This is a genomic window from Pseudomonas sp. (assembly GCF_030690725.1).
Classification (GTDB): Bacteria; Pseudomonadota; Gammaproteobacteria; order Pseudomonadales; family Pseudomonadaceae; genus Aquipseudomonas.
Genome location: NZ_JAUYGD010000037.1, coordinates 93,634 through 107,162 on the forward strand (window position 1 = coordinate 93,634; position 13,529 = coordinate 107,162).

Annotated in this window: 9 protein-coding genes; 6 read left to right on the plus strand and 3 right to left on the minus strand. The window is 59.1% G+C overall.

The window, feature by feature from the left end:
• The first annotated feature begins 158 nt into the window (after positions 1 to 158).
• From Q8O69_RS09625 to fabI, 6 genes are all read left to right on the plus strand, one after another.
• Positions 159 to 1,988 carry an extracellular solute-binding protein gene (locus tag Q8O69_RS09625; protein ID WP_305591652.1) on the plus strand — a complete coding sequence of 610 codons (1,830 nt, stop codon included), beginning with the start codon at positions 159 to 161 and terminating at the stop codon, positions 1,986 to 1,988.
• Entirely contained in the window at positions 1,985 to 3,838 is a 1,854-nt protein-coding gene (locus Q8O69_RS09630; RefSeq protein WP_305591619.1) for an extracellular solute-binding protein, read from the plus strand. Before Q8O69_RS09625 ends, Q8O69_RS09630 begins: the two co-directional genes overlap by 4 nt.
• Before the next feature lies 1 nt (position 3,839).
• A complete protein-coding gene (locus Q8O69_RS09635) occupies positions 3,840 to 4,913 on the plus strand; it encodes a microcin C ABC transporter permease YejB (protein ID WP_090255855.1) in 1,074 nt (357 codons plus the stop codon).
• Between the two features lies 1 nt (position 4,914).
• Complete coding sequence (locus tag Q8O69_RS09640; protein ID WP_289240359.1) at positions 4,915 to 5,934, plus strand: ABC transporter permease; 1,020 nt, start codon at positions 4,915 to 4,917, stop codon at positions 5,932 to 5,934.
• Between the two features lies 1 nt (position 5,935).
• Positions 5,936 to 7,543, plus strand: coding sequence for an ABC transporter ATP-binding protein (locus tag Q8O69_RS09645; RefSeq protein ID WP_305591624.1), 1,608 nt, complete (start codon positions 5,936 to 5,938; stop codon positions 7,541 to 7,543).
• A gap of 174 nt (positions 7,544 to 7,717) precedes the next feature.
• Complete coding sequence (gene fabI, locus Q8O69_RS09650; protein ID WP_275962620.1) at positions 7,718 to 8,512, plus strand: enoyl-ACP reductase FabI; 795 nt, start codon at positions 7,718 to 7,720, stop codon at positions 8,510 to 8,512.
• Between the two features lie 69 nt (positions 8,513 to 8,581).
• Here the strand turns inward: fabI and Q8O69_RS09655 are convergent, their stop codons facing one another.
• From Q8O69_RS09655 to lon, 3 genes are all read right to left on the minus strand, one after another.
• Positions 8,582 to 10,459, minus strand: coding sequence for a SurA N-terminal domain-containing protein (locus tag Q8O69_RS09655; protein ID WP_305591626.1), 1,878 nt, complete (start codon positions 10,457 to 10,459; stop codon positions 8,582 to 8,584).
• A 220-nt stretch (positions 10,460 to 10,679) separates the two neighbouring features.
• The gene (gene hupB, locus Q8O69_RS09660) at positions 10,680 to 10,952 is read right to left on the minus strand and encodes a nucleoid-associated protein HU-beta (RefSeq protein WP_010490206.1); all 273 of its coding nucleotides are present in this window, start codon (positions 10,950 to 10,952) and stop codon (positions 10,680 to 10,682) included.
• Between the two features lie 136 nt (positions 10,953 to 11,088).
• Positions 11,089 to 13,482 (minus strand): endopeptidase La, encoded by a 2,394-nt coding sequence (gene lon / locus Q8O69_RS09665; protein WP_304869314.1) that lies wholly within the window; start codon positions 13,480 to 13,482, stop codon positions 11,089 to 11,091.
• Between the last annotated feature and the right edge of the window lie 47 nt (positions 13,483 to 13,529).

Here is a 13,529-nt window from a genome sequence, read left to right on the forward strand (position 1 = left end):
GGCTGTTACCAAAATGATGCCCTCGCAGTGGATAGCTTGAGTGTAGTCAAAGTGCCGCTATTGCTTGGCCGCGAGCCTACCCTTTTTCCAGCCGATACAAGCTGTTAATGTGCCTGACCAGCAGCCCACAAGACGCCACGGATCGGATATTTCACTTGATACGTCCCCTCCTCTCGTTACTTCTCTGCATGGCCATCAGTTCATCTGCCTGGGCCACTCTGTATAAAAGCCACGGTTACGCCCAGTTTGGCGAGCTGATGTATCCCGCCAGCTTTACCCATTTCGCCTGGGTCAACCCGGAAGCCCCCAAGGGCGGCACGCTACGAATGATGGCCAACGGCACATTCGACACGCTTAACCCCTACACCCTCAAGGGCAGCAGCCCGATCAGCACCGCCAACTTTCTGCAGTACGGGGTCAACGAGCTGAATGCGCCGCTGATGGTCGGCACCGGCGCCTATGACCCTTCCGGTGATGAGCCGGCCTCCAGCTACGGCCTGATCGCCGAGTCGGTGGAATACAGCGATGATCGCAGCTGGGTGGTGTTCAACCTGCGCCCTGAAGCGCGCTTTCACGACGGCAAGCCGATTACCGCCTATGACGTGGCCTTCTCCTACCGCCTGCTGCTCAAGGAGGGTCACCCGCAATACCGCACCAACCTGCAGGAAGTAAAACGGGTCGATATCCTCAATCGCCACAGCATCCGTTTTGTGCTCAAGCGTGCCGGCAATTCCCTGCTGATCCTGCGTTTGGGCGAATTACCGGTGCTGCCGCAGCACTACTGGAAAGACCGCGACTTCAAGGCCACCACCTATGAACCGCCGCTGGGCAGCGGGCCCTACCGGATTACCCAGGTCAGCCCCGGGCGCAGCCTGAGGTTTGAGCGGGTCAAGGACTGGTGGGGCGCCAAGCTGCCGGTCAATCGCGGCAAATACAATTTCGACCGGGTCGATGTGGAGTTCTACCGCGACAGCCATGTGGCCTTCGAGGCATTCAAGGCCGGCGAATTCGACGTCTATATCGAACAGCAAGCGAAGAACTGGGCCAACGGCTATCGCTTCCCGGCATTGAGTCGGGGCGAAGTGATCCGCGCCGAGATCCCCCACCAGATCCCGACCCAAACCCAGGCGCTGTTTATGAACACCCGCCGCGCGGTATTTGCCGACCGCCAGGTGCGCGAAGCCCTGGGCCTGATGTTCGATTTCGAGTGGGCCAACCGCGCGCTGTTCAACAGCTCCTACACCCGCGCCCAGAGCTACTACCCCAACAGCGAATTTGCCGCCACTGGCAAACCGGAAGGCGCCGAGTGGCTGTTGCTCTCGCCCTACCGCAAACAGTTGCAGGCGCGCCTGTTCAGCGAGCCGTTCAGCATGCCGCAGACCGATGGCCGGGGCATCCCACGGGAAACCTTGCGCCGCGCCCTCGGTCTATTGGCCGAAGCCGGCTGGAAGCCCTCCGGCCAACGCCTGCTCAACAGTGACGGGCAACCGCTGCGCTTCGAGATATTGCTGGTCAACCCAAACCTTGAACGTATTCTCCAGCCCTTTACCGAGAACCTCGCCAGCATTGGCATCCAGGCCAACCTGCGCACCGTCGACCGCGCGCAGTACAAGCAGCGGCTCGATCAATACGACTTCGACATGATTTTGCTGACCCTGCCGCAAACCCTCAGCCCCGGCCTGGAACAGTCGCTGTATTTCCATTCCTCCCAGGCCAAGATCAAAGGCGGCAGGAATTACGCCGGCGTTACCCACCCGGTCGTCGACGCCATGATCGAAAAACTGCTCTCGGCACAAAGCCGTGACGAGCAGGTCGCCGCCACCCGTGCCCTTGACCGGGTACTGTTGTGGCAGCACTACAGCATTCCAAACTGGTATATCGATTACCACCGCCTGGCTTACCGCAACCGATTTGCCTTCGTCACCACGCCGCCCTATACCCTGGGCCTGCGTACCTGGTGGCTGAAATCCATGGAGAACGCTGAATGACCCATGCATTGCGCGCCCTGTTTATCCACGTCAGCAGCATTGCCCTGCTTGGCGTTGCCAGCCTGGCCCTAGCCGGCCCCAAGCACGCGCAAACCCTGTATGACGAACCGCCCAAGTACCCGGCCAATTTCAAGCACTTCGACTACGTCAACCCGGATGCGCCTAAAGGCGGCAGCTTGCGCCAGGCCGGCTTTGGCGGCTTCGATAGCCTCAATCCCTTTATCAACAAGGGTGTCGCCGCCGAAGATATCGGCATGATCTACGACACCCTGACCCGCCACGGCCTGGACGAACCCTTTACCGAATACGGCCTGCTTGCCGAGAAAATCGAGAAAGCCCCGGACAATGCCTGGGTACGCTTCTACCTGCGCCCCGAAGCGCGCTTTCATGACGGCCAGCCAGTCACCGCCGAAGATGTGAAATTCACCTTCGATACGCTGATGAGCAAAGGCGCACCGATGTACCGCGGTTATTACGCCGACGTCGACAAGGTTGAAGTTGAAAGCACCCACCGCGTGCGCTTTATCTTCAAGCAGGCCGGCAATCGCGAACTGCCGCTGATTGTCGGCCAGTTGCCGGTACTGCCAAAACACTGGTGGGCCGAGCGCGACTTCAGCAAGGGCAACCTGGAAGTCCCGCTGGGCAGCGGCCCCTACAAGGTGGCGAATGTGCAAGCCGGCCGTTCGATCCGCTATGAGCGGGTCAAGGACTGGTGGGGCAAGGACCTGCCGGTCAATCGCGGCTTCTACAACTTCGACACCCTAGAAATCGACTACTACCGCGACAACACAGTCGCCCTGGAAGCGCTCAAGGCTGGGCAGTTCGACTACTGGCTGGAAATCAGTGCGAAAAACTGGGCCACCGCCTACAACAACCCTGCTGTGGCCAACGGCCAATTGATCAAGGAAGAGATCGCCAACCACAACCCCACCGGCATGCAGGGTTTTATCTTCAACACCCGCCGACCACTGTTTACCGACCGCCGCGTACGCGAGGCACTGGGTCTGCTGTTTGACTTCGAATGGGCCAATCGGCAGCTGTTCAACGGTGCTTACACTCGCACCCGCAGCTACTTCGACAACTCCGAACTGGCCTCCGTCGGCCTGCCCTCCGCAGATGAGTTGAAGCTGCTGGAACCATTGCGCGCGCAGATTCCACCCCAGGTATTTACCGACGAATATCAGCCTTCGGCCACCGATGGCAGCGGCATCATCCGTGAACAACAGCGCCGCGCTTACCAACTGCTGCAGGAAGCCGGCTGGCGTGTGGATGGCGACAAGATGCTCGACAGCACGGGCAAACCGGTGAGCTTCGAGTTTCTCCTGGCGCAAACCGAATTCGAACGCATCCTGCTGCCGTTCAAACGTAACCTGGCCGATTTGGGTATCGATCTGGTGATCCGCCGCGTTGACGTTTCCCAGTACATCAACCGCCTGCGTTCGCGCGACTTTGACCTGATCGTCGGTGGCTTTGGCCAGTCCAACTCCCCCGGCAACGAGCAGCGCGAATACTGGCACTCCAGCAGCGCCGACAACCCCGGCAGCCGCAACTTTATTGGTCTGAAAGACCCGGCAGTGGACAAGCTGGTCGAAGGCCTGATCAATGCTGACTCGCGCCAGAGCCTGATCACCCATACCCGCGCCCTCGACCGCGTGCTGCTGTGGGGCCATTACGTGGTGCCCAACTGGCATATCAAGACCTGGCGCGTGGCCTACTGGAACCGCTTCGAACACCCCAAGGTCACCCCGCAATACGACATAGGTCTGCACACCTGGTGGGCCCGCGCGAAATCGCCTGAAGCGGCGGCCGACGAAGCTGCCGCGCAGAACACCGCAGACGTGGAGCAATAACATGCTGGCGTATATCTTTCGTCGGCTGCTGCTGATCATCCCCACGCTGTTCGGCATTCTGCTGATCAACTTCATCATCATCCAGGCCGCCCCAGGTGGCCCGGTCGAGCAGATGATTGCCAAACTGGAAGGCTTTGACGGTGCCACCAGCCGGATCGCCGGCGGCGGTGCCGAAGTCTCGGTGGCTGGTTCCAACTACCGAGGCGCCCAGGGTCTGGACCCCGAGCTAGTAGCGGAAATTGAACGCATGTACGGCTTCGATAAATCCGCCCCGGAACGCTTCTGGCTGATGCTCAAAAGCTACGCGCAGCTGGATTTCGGCTCGAGCTTCTTCCGCGATGCCGAGGTCATCGACCTGATCATCGAGAAGATGCCGGTGTCGATCTCCCTAGGGCTGTGGAGCACGCTGATCATGTACCTGGTGTCGATCCCGCTGGGCATCGCCAAGGCCACTCGCCACGGCAGCGCCTTCGACGTCTGGACCAGCTCAATGATCATCGTCGGCTACGCCATCCCGGCCTTCCTCTTCGCCATCCTGCTGATCGTGCTGTTTGCCGGCGGCAGTTACTGGGACTGGTTCCCGCTGCGCGGGCTGACCTCGAACAACTTCGACGAGCTGAGCTTTACCGGCAAGCTGCTCGACTACTTCTGGCACCTGGCACTACCCGTCACTGCCCTGGTTATTGGCAACTTCGCCACCCTGACGCTACTGACCAAGAACAGCTTTCTTGATGAGATCAACAAACAGTATGTGGTCACTGCCCGCGCCAAGGGCCTAAGCAACAACCGCGTGCTCTATGGCCATGTGTTCCGTAACGCCATGCTGATCATCATCGCCGGCTTCCCAGCGGCCTTTATCGGCATCTTCTTTACCGGCTCCTTGCTGATCGAGGTGATCTTCTCCCTCGACGGCCTGGGCCTGATGAGTTTCGAAGCCGCGATCAACCGCGATTACCCGGTGGTGTTCGGCACCCTGTTTATCTTCACGTTGCTGGGCCTGGTGGTGAAATTGATCGGCGACATTACCTACACCTTGGTCGATCCGCGTATCGACTTCGAAAGCCGGGAGGGTTGAAATGAAACTTTCCCCAATCAATCAACGCCGCTTCCAGCTGTTCAAGGCGCACAAACGCGGCTGGTGGTCGCTGTGGGTGTTTCTCGCGCTGTTCTTCGTCACCCTCGGCGCCGAACTGATCGCCAACGACAAACCATTGGTGGTGAGCTACGACAGCGAACTGTATTTCCCGGTATTCAAGCGCTACCCGGAAACCACCTTCGGTGGCGAATTCCCGCTGCAGGCCAACTACAAGAGTCCGTATATCCAGGAGCTGATCAAGGAAAAGGACGGCTGGATGATCTGGCCGCCGATCCGTTACAGCTACTCCAGCATCAACTACGACCTGCAGGTGCCCGCCCCGGCGCCGCCTTCGGCGGAAAACCTGCTGGGCACCGATGACCAGGGCCGCGACGTGCTGGCGCGGGTGATCTATGGCTTCCGCATCTCGGTGCTGTTCGCCCTGATCCTGACCCTGGCCAGTTCGGTAATCGGCGTGTTTGCCGGCGCCCTGCAGGGCTTCTACGGCGGCTGGGTCGATCTGGCTGGGCAGCGCTTTCTGGAAATCTGGTCCGGCCTGCCGGTGCTCTACCTGCTGATCATCCTCGCCAGCTTCGTGCAACCGAACTTCTGGTGGCTGCTGGGCATCATGCTGCTGTTCTCCTGGATGAGCCTGGTGGATGTGGTGCGCGCCGAGTTCCTCCGTGGGCGCAACCTGGAATACGTGCGCGCAGCCCGTGCGCTGGGGATGCAGAACGGCTCGATCATGTTCCGCCATATCCTGCCCAACGCGATGATTTCCACCATGACTTTTATGCCGTTTATCCTCACCGGCGCGATCGGCACCCTCACTGCGCTGGATTTCCTCGGCTTCGGCCTGCCGCCTGGCGCGCCGTCACTCGGCGAGCTGGTCGCCCAGGGCAAATCCAACCTGCAGGCGCCATGGCTCGGTATCAGCGCCTTTGCCGTGCTCGCCCTGATGCTCAGCCTGCTGGTGTTTATCGGCGAAGCGGCACGTGATGCCTTCGATCCGAGGAAATGACATGACCGACTCCAACACCCTCATCGAAGTCCGCGACCTGGCAGTCGAGTTCGTTACCGGCAGCCTCAAGCAGCGCGTGCTGGAAGGCGTCAGCTTCAACATCAAGCGCGGTGAAACACTGGCCCTGGTGGGCGAAAGCGGCTCGGGTAAATCGGTCACCGCGCATTCCATCCTGCGTCTGCTGCCCTACCCGCTGGCTCAGCACCCCAGCGGCAGCATTCACTACGCCGGGCAAGACCTGCTTAAACTGAACGAGAACAAGCTGCGCGGCATTCGCGGCAACCGTATCGCCATGGTCTTTCAGGAGCCCATGACCTCGCTCAACCCGCTGCACAGCATCGAGAAGCAGATCAACGAGGTGCTGGCCCTGCACAAAGGCCTGCGCGGCAAGGCAGCCACCGCACGCACCCTGGAGCTGCTCGAGCTGGTCGGCATCCCCGAGCCGCACAAGCGCCTCAAGGCCTATCCACACGAGCTGTCAGGCGGGCAACGCCAGCGTGTGGTGATCGCCATGGCCCTGGCCAATGAGCCGGAACTGCTGATCGCCGACGAGCCAACCACCGCGCTGGACGTCACCGTGCAGCTGAAGATCCTCGAGTTACTCAAGGACCTGCAGGCGCGCCTGGGCATGGCGATTCTGCTGATCAGCCACGACCTCAACCTGGTGCGGCGCATTGCCCACCGCGTCTGCGTGATGCAGCGCGGGCATATCGTTGAACAGGCGGCCTGCGAAACCCTGTTTAAAGACCCACAACACCCCTACACCCGTGAGCTGCTGGGCGCCGAACCCACGGGCGACCCGGTCGATCAGCCGCCGGGCAAACCCATGCTGGAAATCGACAACCTGCGCGTCTGGTTCCCGATTAAGAAGGGCCTGCTGCGCCGCACCGTCGACCATGTCAAAGCCGTGGACGGTATCAACTTCAGCCTGCCGCAGGGCCATACCCTGGGCATCGTCGGTGAAAGCGGCTCGGGCAAATCCACCCTGGGCTTAGCGATTCTGCGCTTGCTCGGCAGCCAGGGCGGCATCCGCTTCCAGGGCCAAGCCATCGATAGCCTGTCGCAAGAGGATGTGCGGCCGTTACGCCGACAAATGCAGGTGGTGTTCCAAGACCCCTTTGGCAGCCTCAGCCCTCGCATGTCGGTTGGCCAGATTGTCGGCGAGGGTTTGCAGATTCACCGCATGGGCAGCGAAGCCGAGCAGGAACAGGCAATTATCGACGCGCTGGTCGAAGTGGGCCTGGACCCGGAAACCCGCCATCGCTATCCCCACGAGTTTTCCGGTGGCCAGCGCCAACGCATCGCCATCGCCCGCGCTCTGGTGCTGAAACCCGCGCTGATCCTGCTGGATGAGCCGACCTCGGCCCTCGACCGCACCGTGCAGCGCCAGGTGGTCGAGCTGCTACGCTCGCTGCAGGCTAAATACAACCTGACCTACCTGTTTATCAGTCACGACCTGGCGGTGGTCAGGGCCTTGAGCCATCAGGTGATGGTGGTCAAACAGGGCAAAGTGGTGGAACAAGGCCCGGCAACACGTGTCTTTGCCGCGCCACAGGACATCTATACACAGCAGTTGCTGGAAGCGGCCTTTATGGTCCCAGCTGACTAACAGGCTATTGAAAAGCGTTGGCGAGGCAGCCAGCGCAAGGCAAAAGCAGGCGAAAAAGCGGAGTTTACGCGCTGTAAATGAGCATTTTTCGCCTGTTTTTAACGCAGTGATGGCAACGCAGGTAGCTTTTCAACTGCCTGCCAATCCTTGTAGACAGGAAGAGGAACAACACCCATGGGTTTTCTAAGCGGCAAGCGCGTACTGATCGTTGGCGTCGCCAGCAAACTGTCCATCGCCTCCGGCATCGCAGCAGCCATGCACCGTGAAGGTGCCGAATTGGCCTTCACCTACCAGAACGAAAAGCTCAAAGGCCGCGTCGAAGGCTTTGCCGCCGATTGGGGCTCAGGTCCTGAGCTGTGCTTCCCTTGCGATGTGGCCAACGACGAGGAAATCGCCTCGGTATTCGAAGCCCTGAGCAAGAAGTGGGACGGCCTGGACTGCATCGTTCACTCCGTTGGTTTCGCACCAGGCGATCAGCTGGATGGCGACTTCACCGACGTCACCACCCGTGAAGGCTTCCGCATCGCTCACGACATCAGCGCCTACAGCTTCGTTGCCCTGGCCAAAGCAGGCCGCGAGATGATGAAAGGCCGCAATGGCAGCTTGCTGACCCTGTCCTACCTGGGCGCCGAGCGCACCATGCCGAACTACAACGTCATGGGCATGGCCAAGGCCAGCCTGGAAGCTGGCGTACGCTACCTGGCCGGCAGCCTTGGTCCAGAAGGTACGCGCGTCAACGCCATCTCCGCGGGCCCGATCCGCACCCTGGCAGCGTCCGGCATCAAGAGCTTCCGCAAGATGCTCGCGGCCAACGAGAAGCAGACCCCACTGCGCCGCAACGTGACTATCGATGAAGTCGGCAACGCCGGCGCCTTCCTCTGCTCGGACCTGGCCTCGGGCGTCAGCGGCGAGATCATGTACGTCGACGGCGGCTTCAACACCACCGCCATGGGCGCCATGGAAGAGTAAGTGGTTAAACCGCAGCAATGAAAAAGGCCGCTTAATCAAGCGGCCTTTTTTATACGTCAGCGATATCGATCAGAAGCGCTCGATATCAGCCTTCTCTTCCAATAGCTTGCGGAACGCGGCGAAGTCCTGCTGACCAACGCGCGAAGCGAGGAAGCGGCTGTACATGGCCTTATCCTCATCCGACAGCGCTTGCTCAGGCTGGCTTACGCCATTGAGACGGATGATCACGAAATCGCCGTTGCTCAGACTGATACCGGCGAAGGTCGGCTTGTCGGCCGCTTCAGGCTTGGGCATGCGGAACAACGCCTGCAGCACCACCGGCTCAACGCCTTCCTGGCTGCGAGTAGCCGCTTCGACCACATTCCAGCCTTGCTTGGCATCGGCCTGGGTAACCGGCGTCTGACCTGCGCGCAGAGCAGCCAGCTGCTCCTCGGCTTGGGCTTTGACGGCTTCGCTTGCACGAACCTTGGTCAACTGAGCGCGGATGCTATCGGCAACCTGCTCAAGCGGCAGTTGCTCAGGCTTGTTGTGCTCTTTAACGCGCACCACCACCACAGTGTTCGGGTCGAGTTCGATCACACTGCTGTTGCTGCCGTCTTCCAGCACTTCATCGCTGAATGCCGCTTGAATCACCTGACGATTGGCAGTCAGGCCTTCAGTACCACCCTGACGGCCAAAGGCCTCAGTGGTCTTGACCTCAAGACCCAGCTCCTGAGCTGGCTGAGCCAGGTCAGAGGCTTCAAACGCGGCGTCTTCAAGGTCTTTGGAAACTTCGACAAAGCGCTGCTCAACCTGACGCGCCTTGAGGTCGCGCTGCAGTTTCTCTTCCAGGCTGGCGAAGCTCGGCACTTCCGGAGCCTGAACGCCCAGCAGCTTGATCAGGTGCCAGCCGAACTCACTGCGTACGGGAGCCGATACAGCATTCTCGTCCAGCGCATACAGTGCCTCTTCAAAGGCAGGGTCATATACCCCAGGGCCGGCAAAGCCCAGATCACCGCCCTCACCTGCCGAACCCGAATCATCGGAGACTTCTTTGGCCAGCGCGGCGAAATCCTCGCCCTGCTCAAGACGCTTCTGCACCGCGACCAGCTTGGCCTGGGCTTGTTCGTCATTCAGCTTATCGTTGACCTCAACCAGAATGTGCGCGACACGGCGCTGCTCGGCGAGGTTGGCGATTTCGCTCTGATAAGCGCTTTGCAGCGCCTCATCGGTGACTTCAACCTGATCGAAGAAGGCATCCTTCTTCAGCTCGACGTATTCCAGCACAACCTGCTCAGGACTCATGAACTCGCTGGTCTGGGCGTCGTAATACGCCTTGATGTCGTCATCGCTGAGCGTGACTGCATCCAGATCAGCTTTGAGGGTCAGCGTGGCGAAGTCGCGGGTCTGCTTTTCCAGGGCGGCAAAGGCTTGCACCTGGGCATCCGTTACGAAACCGCTGTTGGCCAAACCAGCGCGCAACTGACCGATGAGCATTTCCTGCTCAAGCATCTGGCGGAACTGCAAACGGCTGTAACCCAGCTGACGGATAACCTGATCGAAACGCTCAGCGTTGAACTGGCCATCGACAAGAAACTCAGGTGTTTTCAGGATCAGCTGATCCAACGCTTGTTGCGAAAAGGCGAACTTGGCGTTTTTGGCGCTATCGAGCAACAAGGTGCGCTCAACCAGGCCATTCAGGGCGGCTTCACGCAGCAGCTTCTCGTCCAGCAGGGAGGCATCGAAATCGCGCCCCAACTGTTGCAGCAATTGACGACGCTGCATCTCGACAGCCTGGCTGAGCTCGGCAGAAGTGATCTTCTCGCCATTCACTTCAGCGGCATTCTGGCTATTACTGGTGCTGGTAAAAATGGCATCCACACCCGTCAGCGCGAGCAGCGCGACAATGATGCCGATGATGGTTTTGGCAATCCAACCCTGTGAATTGTCCCTGATGTTTTGCAGCATGCGTCCCCCAGAACGACTGTACAAATAAAGCAGTCGCGCAGTGTGGGTAAAATCCGGATAGAAGAAAGGCGCATCAGTGGATGCGCCTTCTCGTAACTGGCGAAGCGGATCGAACTCAAGCAGCTGATTCGTCGTGTTCAGCGAGTTATGACTGACTGAACATCCCGCCCCGCGTCAGATCAGCCATTCAACTGATCTGCTGGGCAAAACCGAAAGAGGCTTAGTTGACAGCGTCTTTCAGAGCTTTACCGGCTTTGAAGCCTGGAATCTTGGCAGCAGCGATGCTGATCGGGTTACCAGTTTGTGGATTACGGCCAGTGCGAGCAGCACGCTCTTTAACAGCGAAAGTGCCGAAGCCAACCAGTACTACGGAGTCACCAGCCTTCAGAGCGCCAGTAACGGATTCAATTACTGCGTCCAGCGCACGGCCGGCAACAGCTTTTGGGATATCAGCAGATGCAGCGATGGCATCGATCAGTTCCGACTTGTTCACTCTTAAGTCCCCTTAATTTCTGTTGAGTTTATTTCTTGCTTTTAAATGTAAGCGAAGCTGGTGCGGAGAGCCTGCCGACACGATAAGAGCCGCTTTATAACAAGGGCTCTAAAAATGTGTCAAGAAACCCCTCCGGCTAATGCGTGCTAATTCGCTCCTTGGAATCAGTCTCGCGTTTTTCATCCTTTGCAACCATGGGAGCCGCATCAGGCAAGGGCTCCGGGGCGTATTGCAGCGCAATTTGCAGGACCTCGTCAATCCATTTAACCGGTTTAATCTGCAGGTCTTGCTTAATATTCTCCGGAATCTCTTTCAAATCGCGCACATTCTCTTCCGGAATGATCACGGTCTTGATTCCACCACGGTGAGCGGCCAGCAGTTTTTCTTTCAAACCACCAATGGCCAATACTTGACCACGCAGGGTAATTTCACCGGTCATTGCCACGTCCGCACGCACCGGTATCTGCGTCAGGGCTGAAACCAGCGCCGTACACATGCCAACGCCTGCGCTGGGGCCATCTTTGGGTGTCGCACCCTCCGGCATATGGATATGGATGTCCTGCTTCTCGTAGAAGTCCACAGGCACGCCCAGACTCTTGGCTCGACTGCGTACAACAGTCTGCGCAGCAGTGATGGATTCCAGCATCACATCACCAAGCGAGCCGGTTTTGATCAGCTGACCTTTACCAGGCACCACAACCGCCTCGATGGTCAGCAGCTCACCGCCAACCTGGGTCCAGGCAAGGCCGGTGACCTGACCAATTTGATCCTGCTGCTCGGCCAAACCATAGCGGTGCTTACGCACGCCGAGGAAATGCTCAAGCGAATCAGCTGTGACGGTGACCTGGAAGCGCTTCTCGGTGGAGTGCTCCTTGACCACCTTACGGCACACCTTGGCAATCTGCCGTTCCAGACCGCGCACACCCGCCTCGCGAGTGTAATAGCGAATGATGTCGCGGATCGCTGCGTCCTCAAACACCAGCTCAACCTTCTTCAGACCATTGGCCTGAACCTGCTTGGGCGCCAGGTATTTGATCGCGATGTTGATCTTCTCGGCCTCGGTGTAACCCGGTAGGCGAATCACCTCCATACGGTCCAGCAACGGCCCTGGAATGTTCATCGAGTTGGCCGTGCAGAGGAACATCACATCGGACAGGTCGTAATCGACCTCCAGATAGTGATCGTTGAAGTTGTGATTCTGCTCTGGGTCCAGTACCTCAAGCAGCGCCGACGCAGGGTCGCCGCGCATGTCCTGGCCCATCTTGTCGATTTCATCGAGCAGGAACAGCGGGTTGCGCACGCCAACCTTGGTCATCTTCTGAATCAGACGACCTGGCATGGAACCGATGTAAGTGCGGCGATGACCACGGATTTCCGCCTCATCACGTACGCCGCCAAGGGCCATGCGTACGAACTTGCGGTTGGTGGCGCTGGCAATCGACTCAGCCAGCGAGGTTTTACCCACACCAGGCGGGCCGACCAGACAAAGCACCGGACCTTTGATTTTCTTCACGCGCTTTTGCACGGCAAGGTATTCAAGGATGCGTTCCTTGACCTCATCCAGGCCATAGTGGTCAGCATCGAGGATCGCTTCGGCACGCGCCAGATCTAGCCGCACCTTGCTCTGCGCCTTCCACGGCACATTGACCAACCAATCGATGTAGGAGCGCACCACGGTGGCTTCGGCCGACATCGGCGACATCTGCTTGAGCTTGTTCAGCTCGGCATTGGCTTTGGTATGCGCCTCGGCGGTCAGGCCGGCATTCTCGATGCGCTTTTTCAGCTCATCAAGCTCGTTATGGCCTTCTTCGCTGTCGCCGAGCTCCTTCTGAATGGCCTTCATCTGCTCATTCAGGTAGTACTCGCGCTGGCTACGCTCCATTTGTTTCTTGACCCGGCCACGAATGCGCTTCTCGACCTGCAACAGGTCGATTTCCGCATCGAGCAGCGCCAGGACATGCTCAACCCGCGCAGCCAGATCGGTGATTTCCAGAATTTCCTGCTTCTGCTCGATCTTCAGCACCATATGCGCAGCCATGGTGTCGACCAGCCGGCTCGGCTCATCGATACCATTGAGTGACGCCAGCACTTCGGCAGGCACCTTCTTGCCGAGTTGCACGTACTGTTCGAACTGGCTGAGCAGGCTGCGGGTGAAAACCTCGGACTCACGTTCGGCGGCATCAACTTCGTCAATCAGCTGCACTTCAGCCCGACAATGGCCGTCGACCTCGATAAAGCGCTCGATCTCACCGCGCTGCTCGCCTTCAACCAGCACCTTGACGGTGCCGTCCGGCAGTTTCAGCAACTGCAACACAGTGGCTACGGTACCGACGCGATAGAGGCCCGCCTCATCTGGGTCGTCGTCAGCAGGATTCCTCTGCGCGAGGAGCAGAATCTGCTTCTCGCCCGTCATCGCAGCCTCGAGGGCTTCAATGGATTTTTCACGCCCGACGAATAACGGAATGACCATGTGCGGATAGACCACAACATCGCGCAACGGCAGGAGAGGCAATTCGATGGTTGTCTTCATGATTTCGGCTCTACGGCGGCCATACGGCCGTAAACAGATGGGATGAC

Bases quoted from the DNA above. Each gene is read 5' to 3' on its own strand.
- Q8O69_RS09630 (WP_305591619.1), top strand. From the start codon at position 1,985: ATGACCCATGCATTGCGCGCCCTGTTTATCCACGTCAGCAGCATTGCC.
- Q8O69_RS09635 (WP_090255855.1), top strand. From the start codon at position 3,840: ATGCTGGCGTATATCTTTCGTCGGCTGCTGCTGATCATCCCCACGCTG.
- Q8O69_RS09655 (WP_305591626.1), bottom strand. From the start codon at position 10,459: ATGCTGCAAAACATCAGGGACAATTCACAGGGTTGGATTGCCAAAACC.
- lon (WP_304869314.1), bottom strand. From the start codon at position 13,482: ATGAAGACAACCATCGAATTGCCTCTCCTGCCGTTGCGCGATGTTGTG.
- Q8O69_RS09640 (WP_289240359.1), top strand. From the start codon at position 4,915: ATGAAACTTTCCCCAATCAATCAACGCCGCTTCCAGCTGTTCAAGGCG.
- Q8O69_RS09645 (WP_305591624.1), top strand. From the start codon at position 5,936: ATGACCGACTCCAACACCCTCATCGAAGTCCGCGACCTGGCAGTCGAG.
- fabI (WP_275962620.1), top strand. From the start codon at position 7,718: ATGGGTTTTCTAAGCGGCAAGCGCGTACTGATCGTTGGCGTCGCCAGC.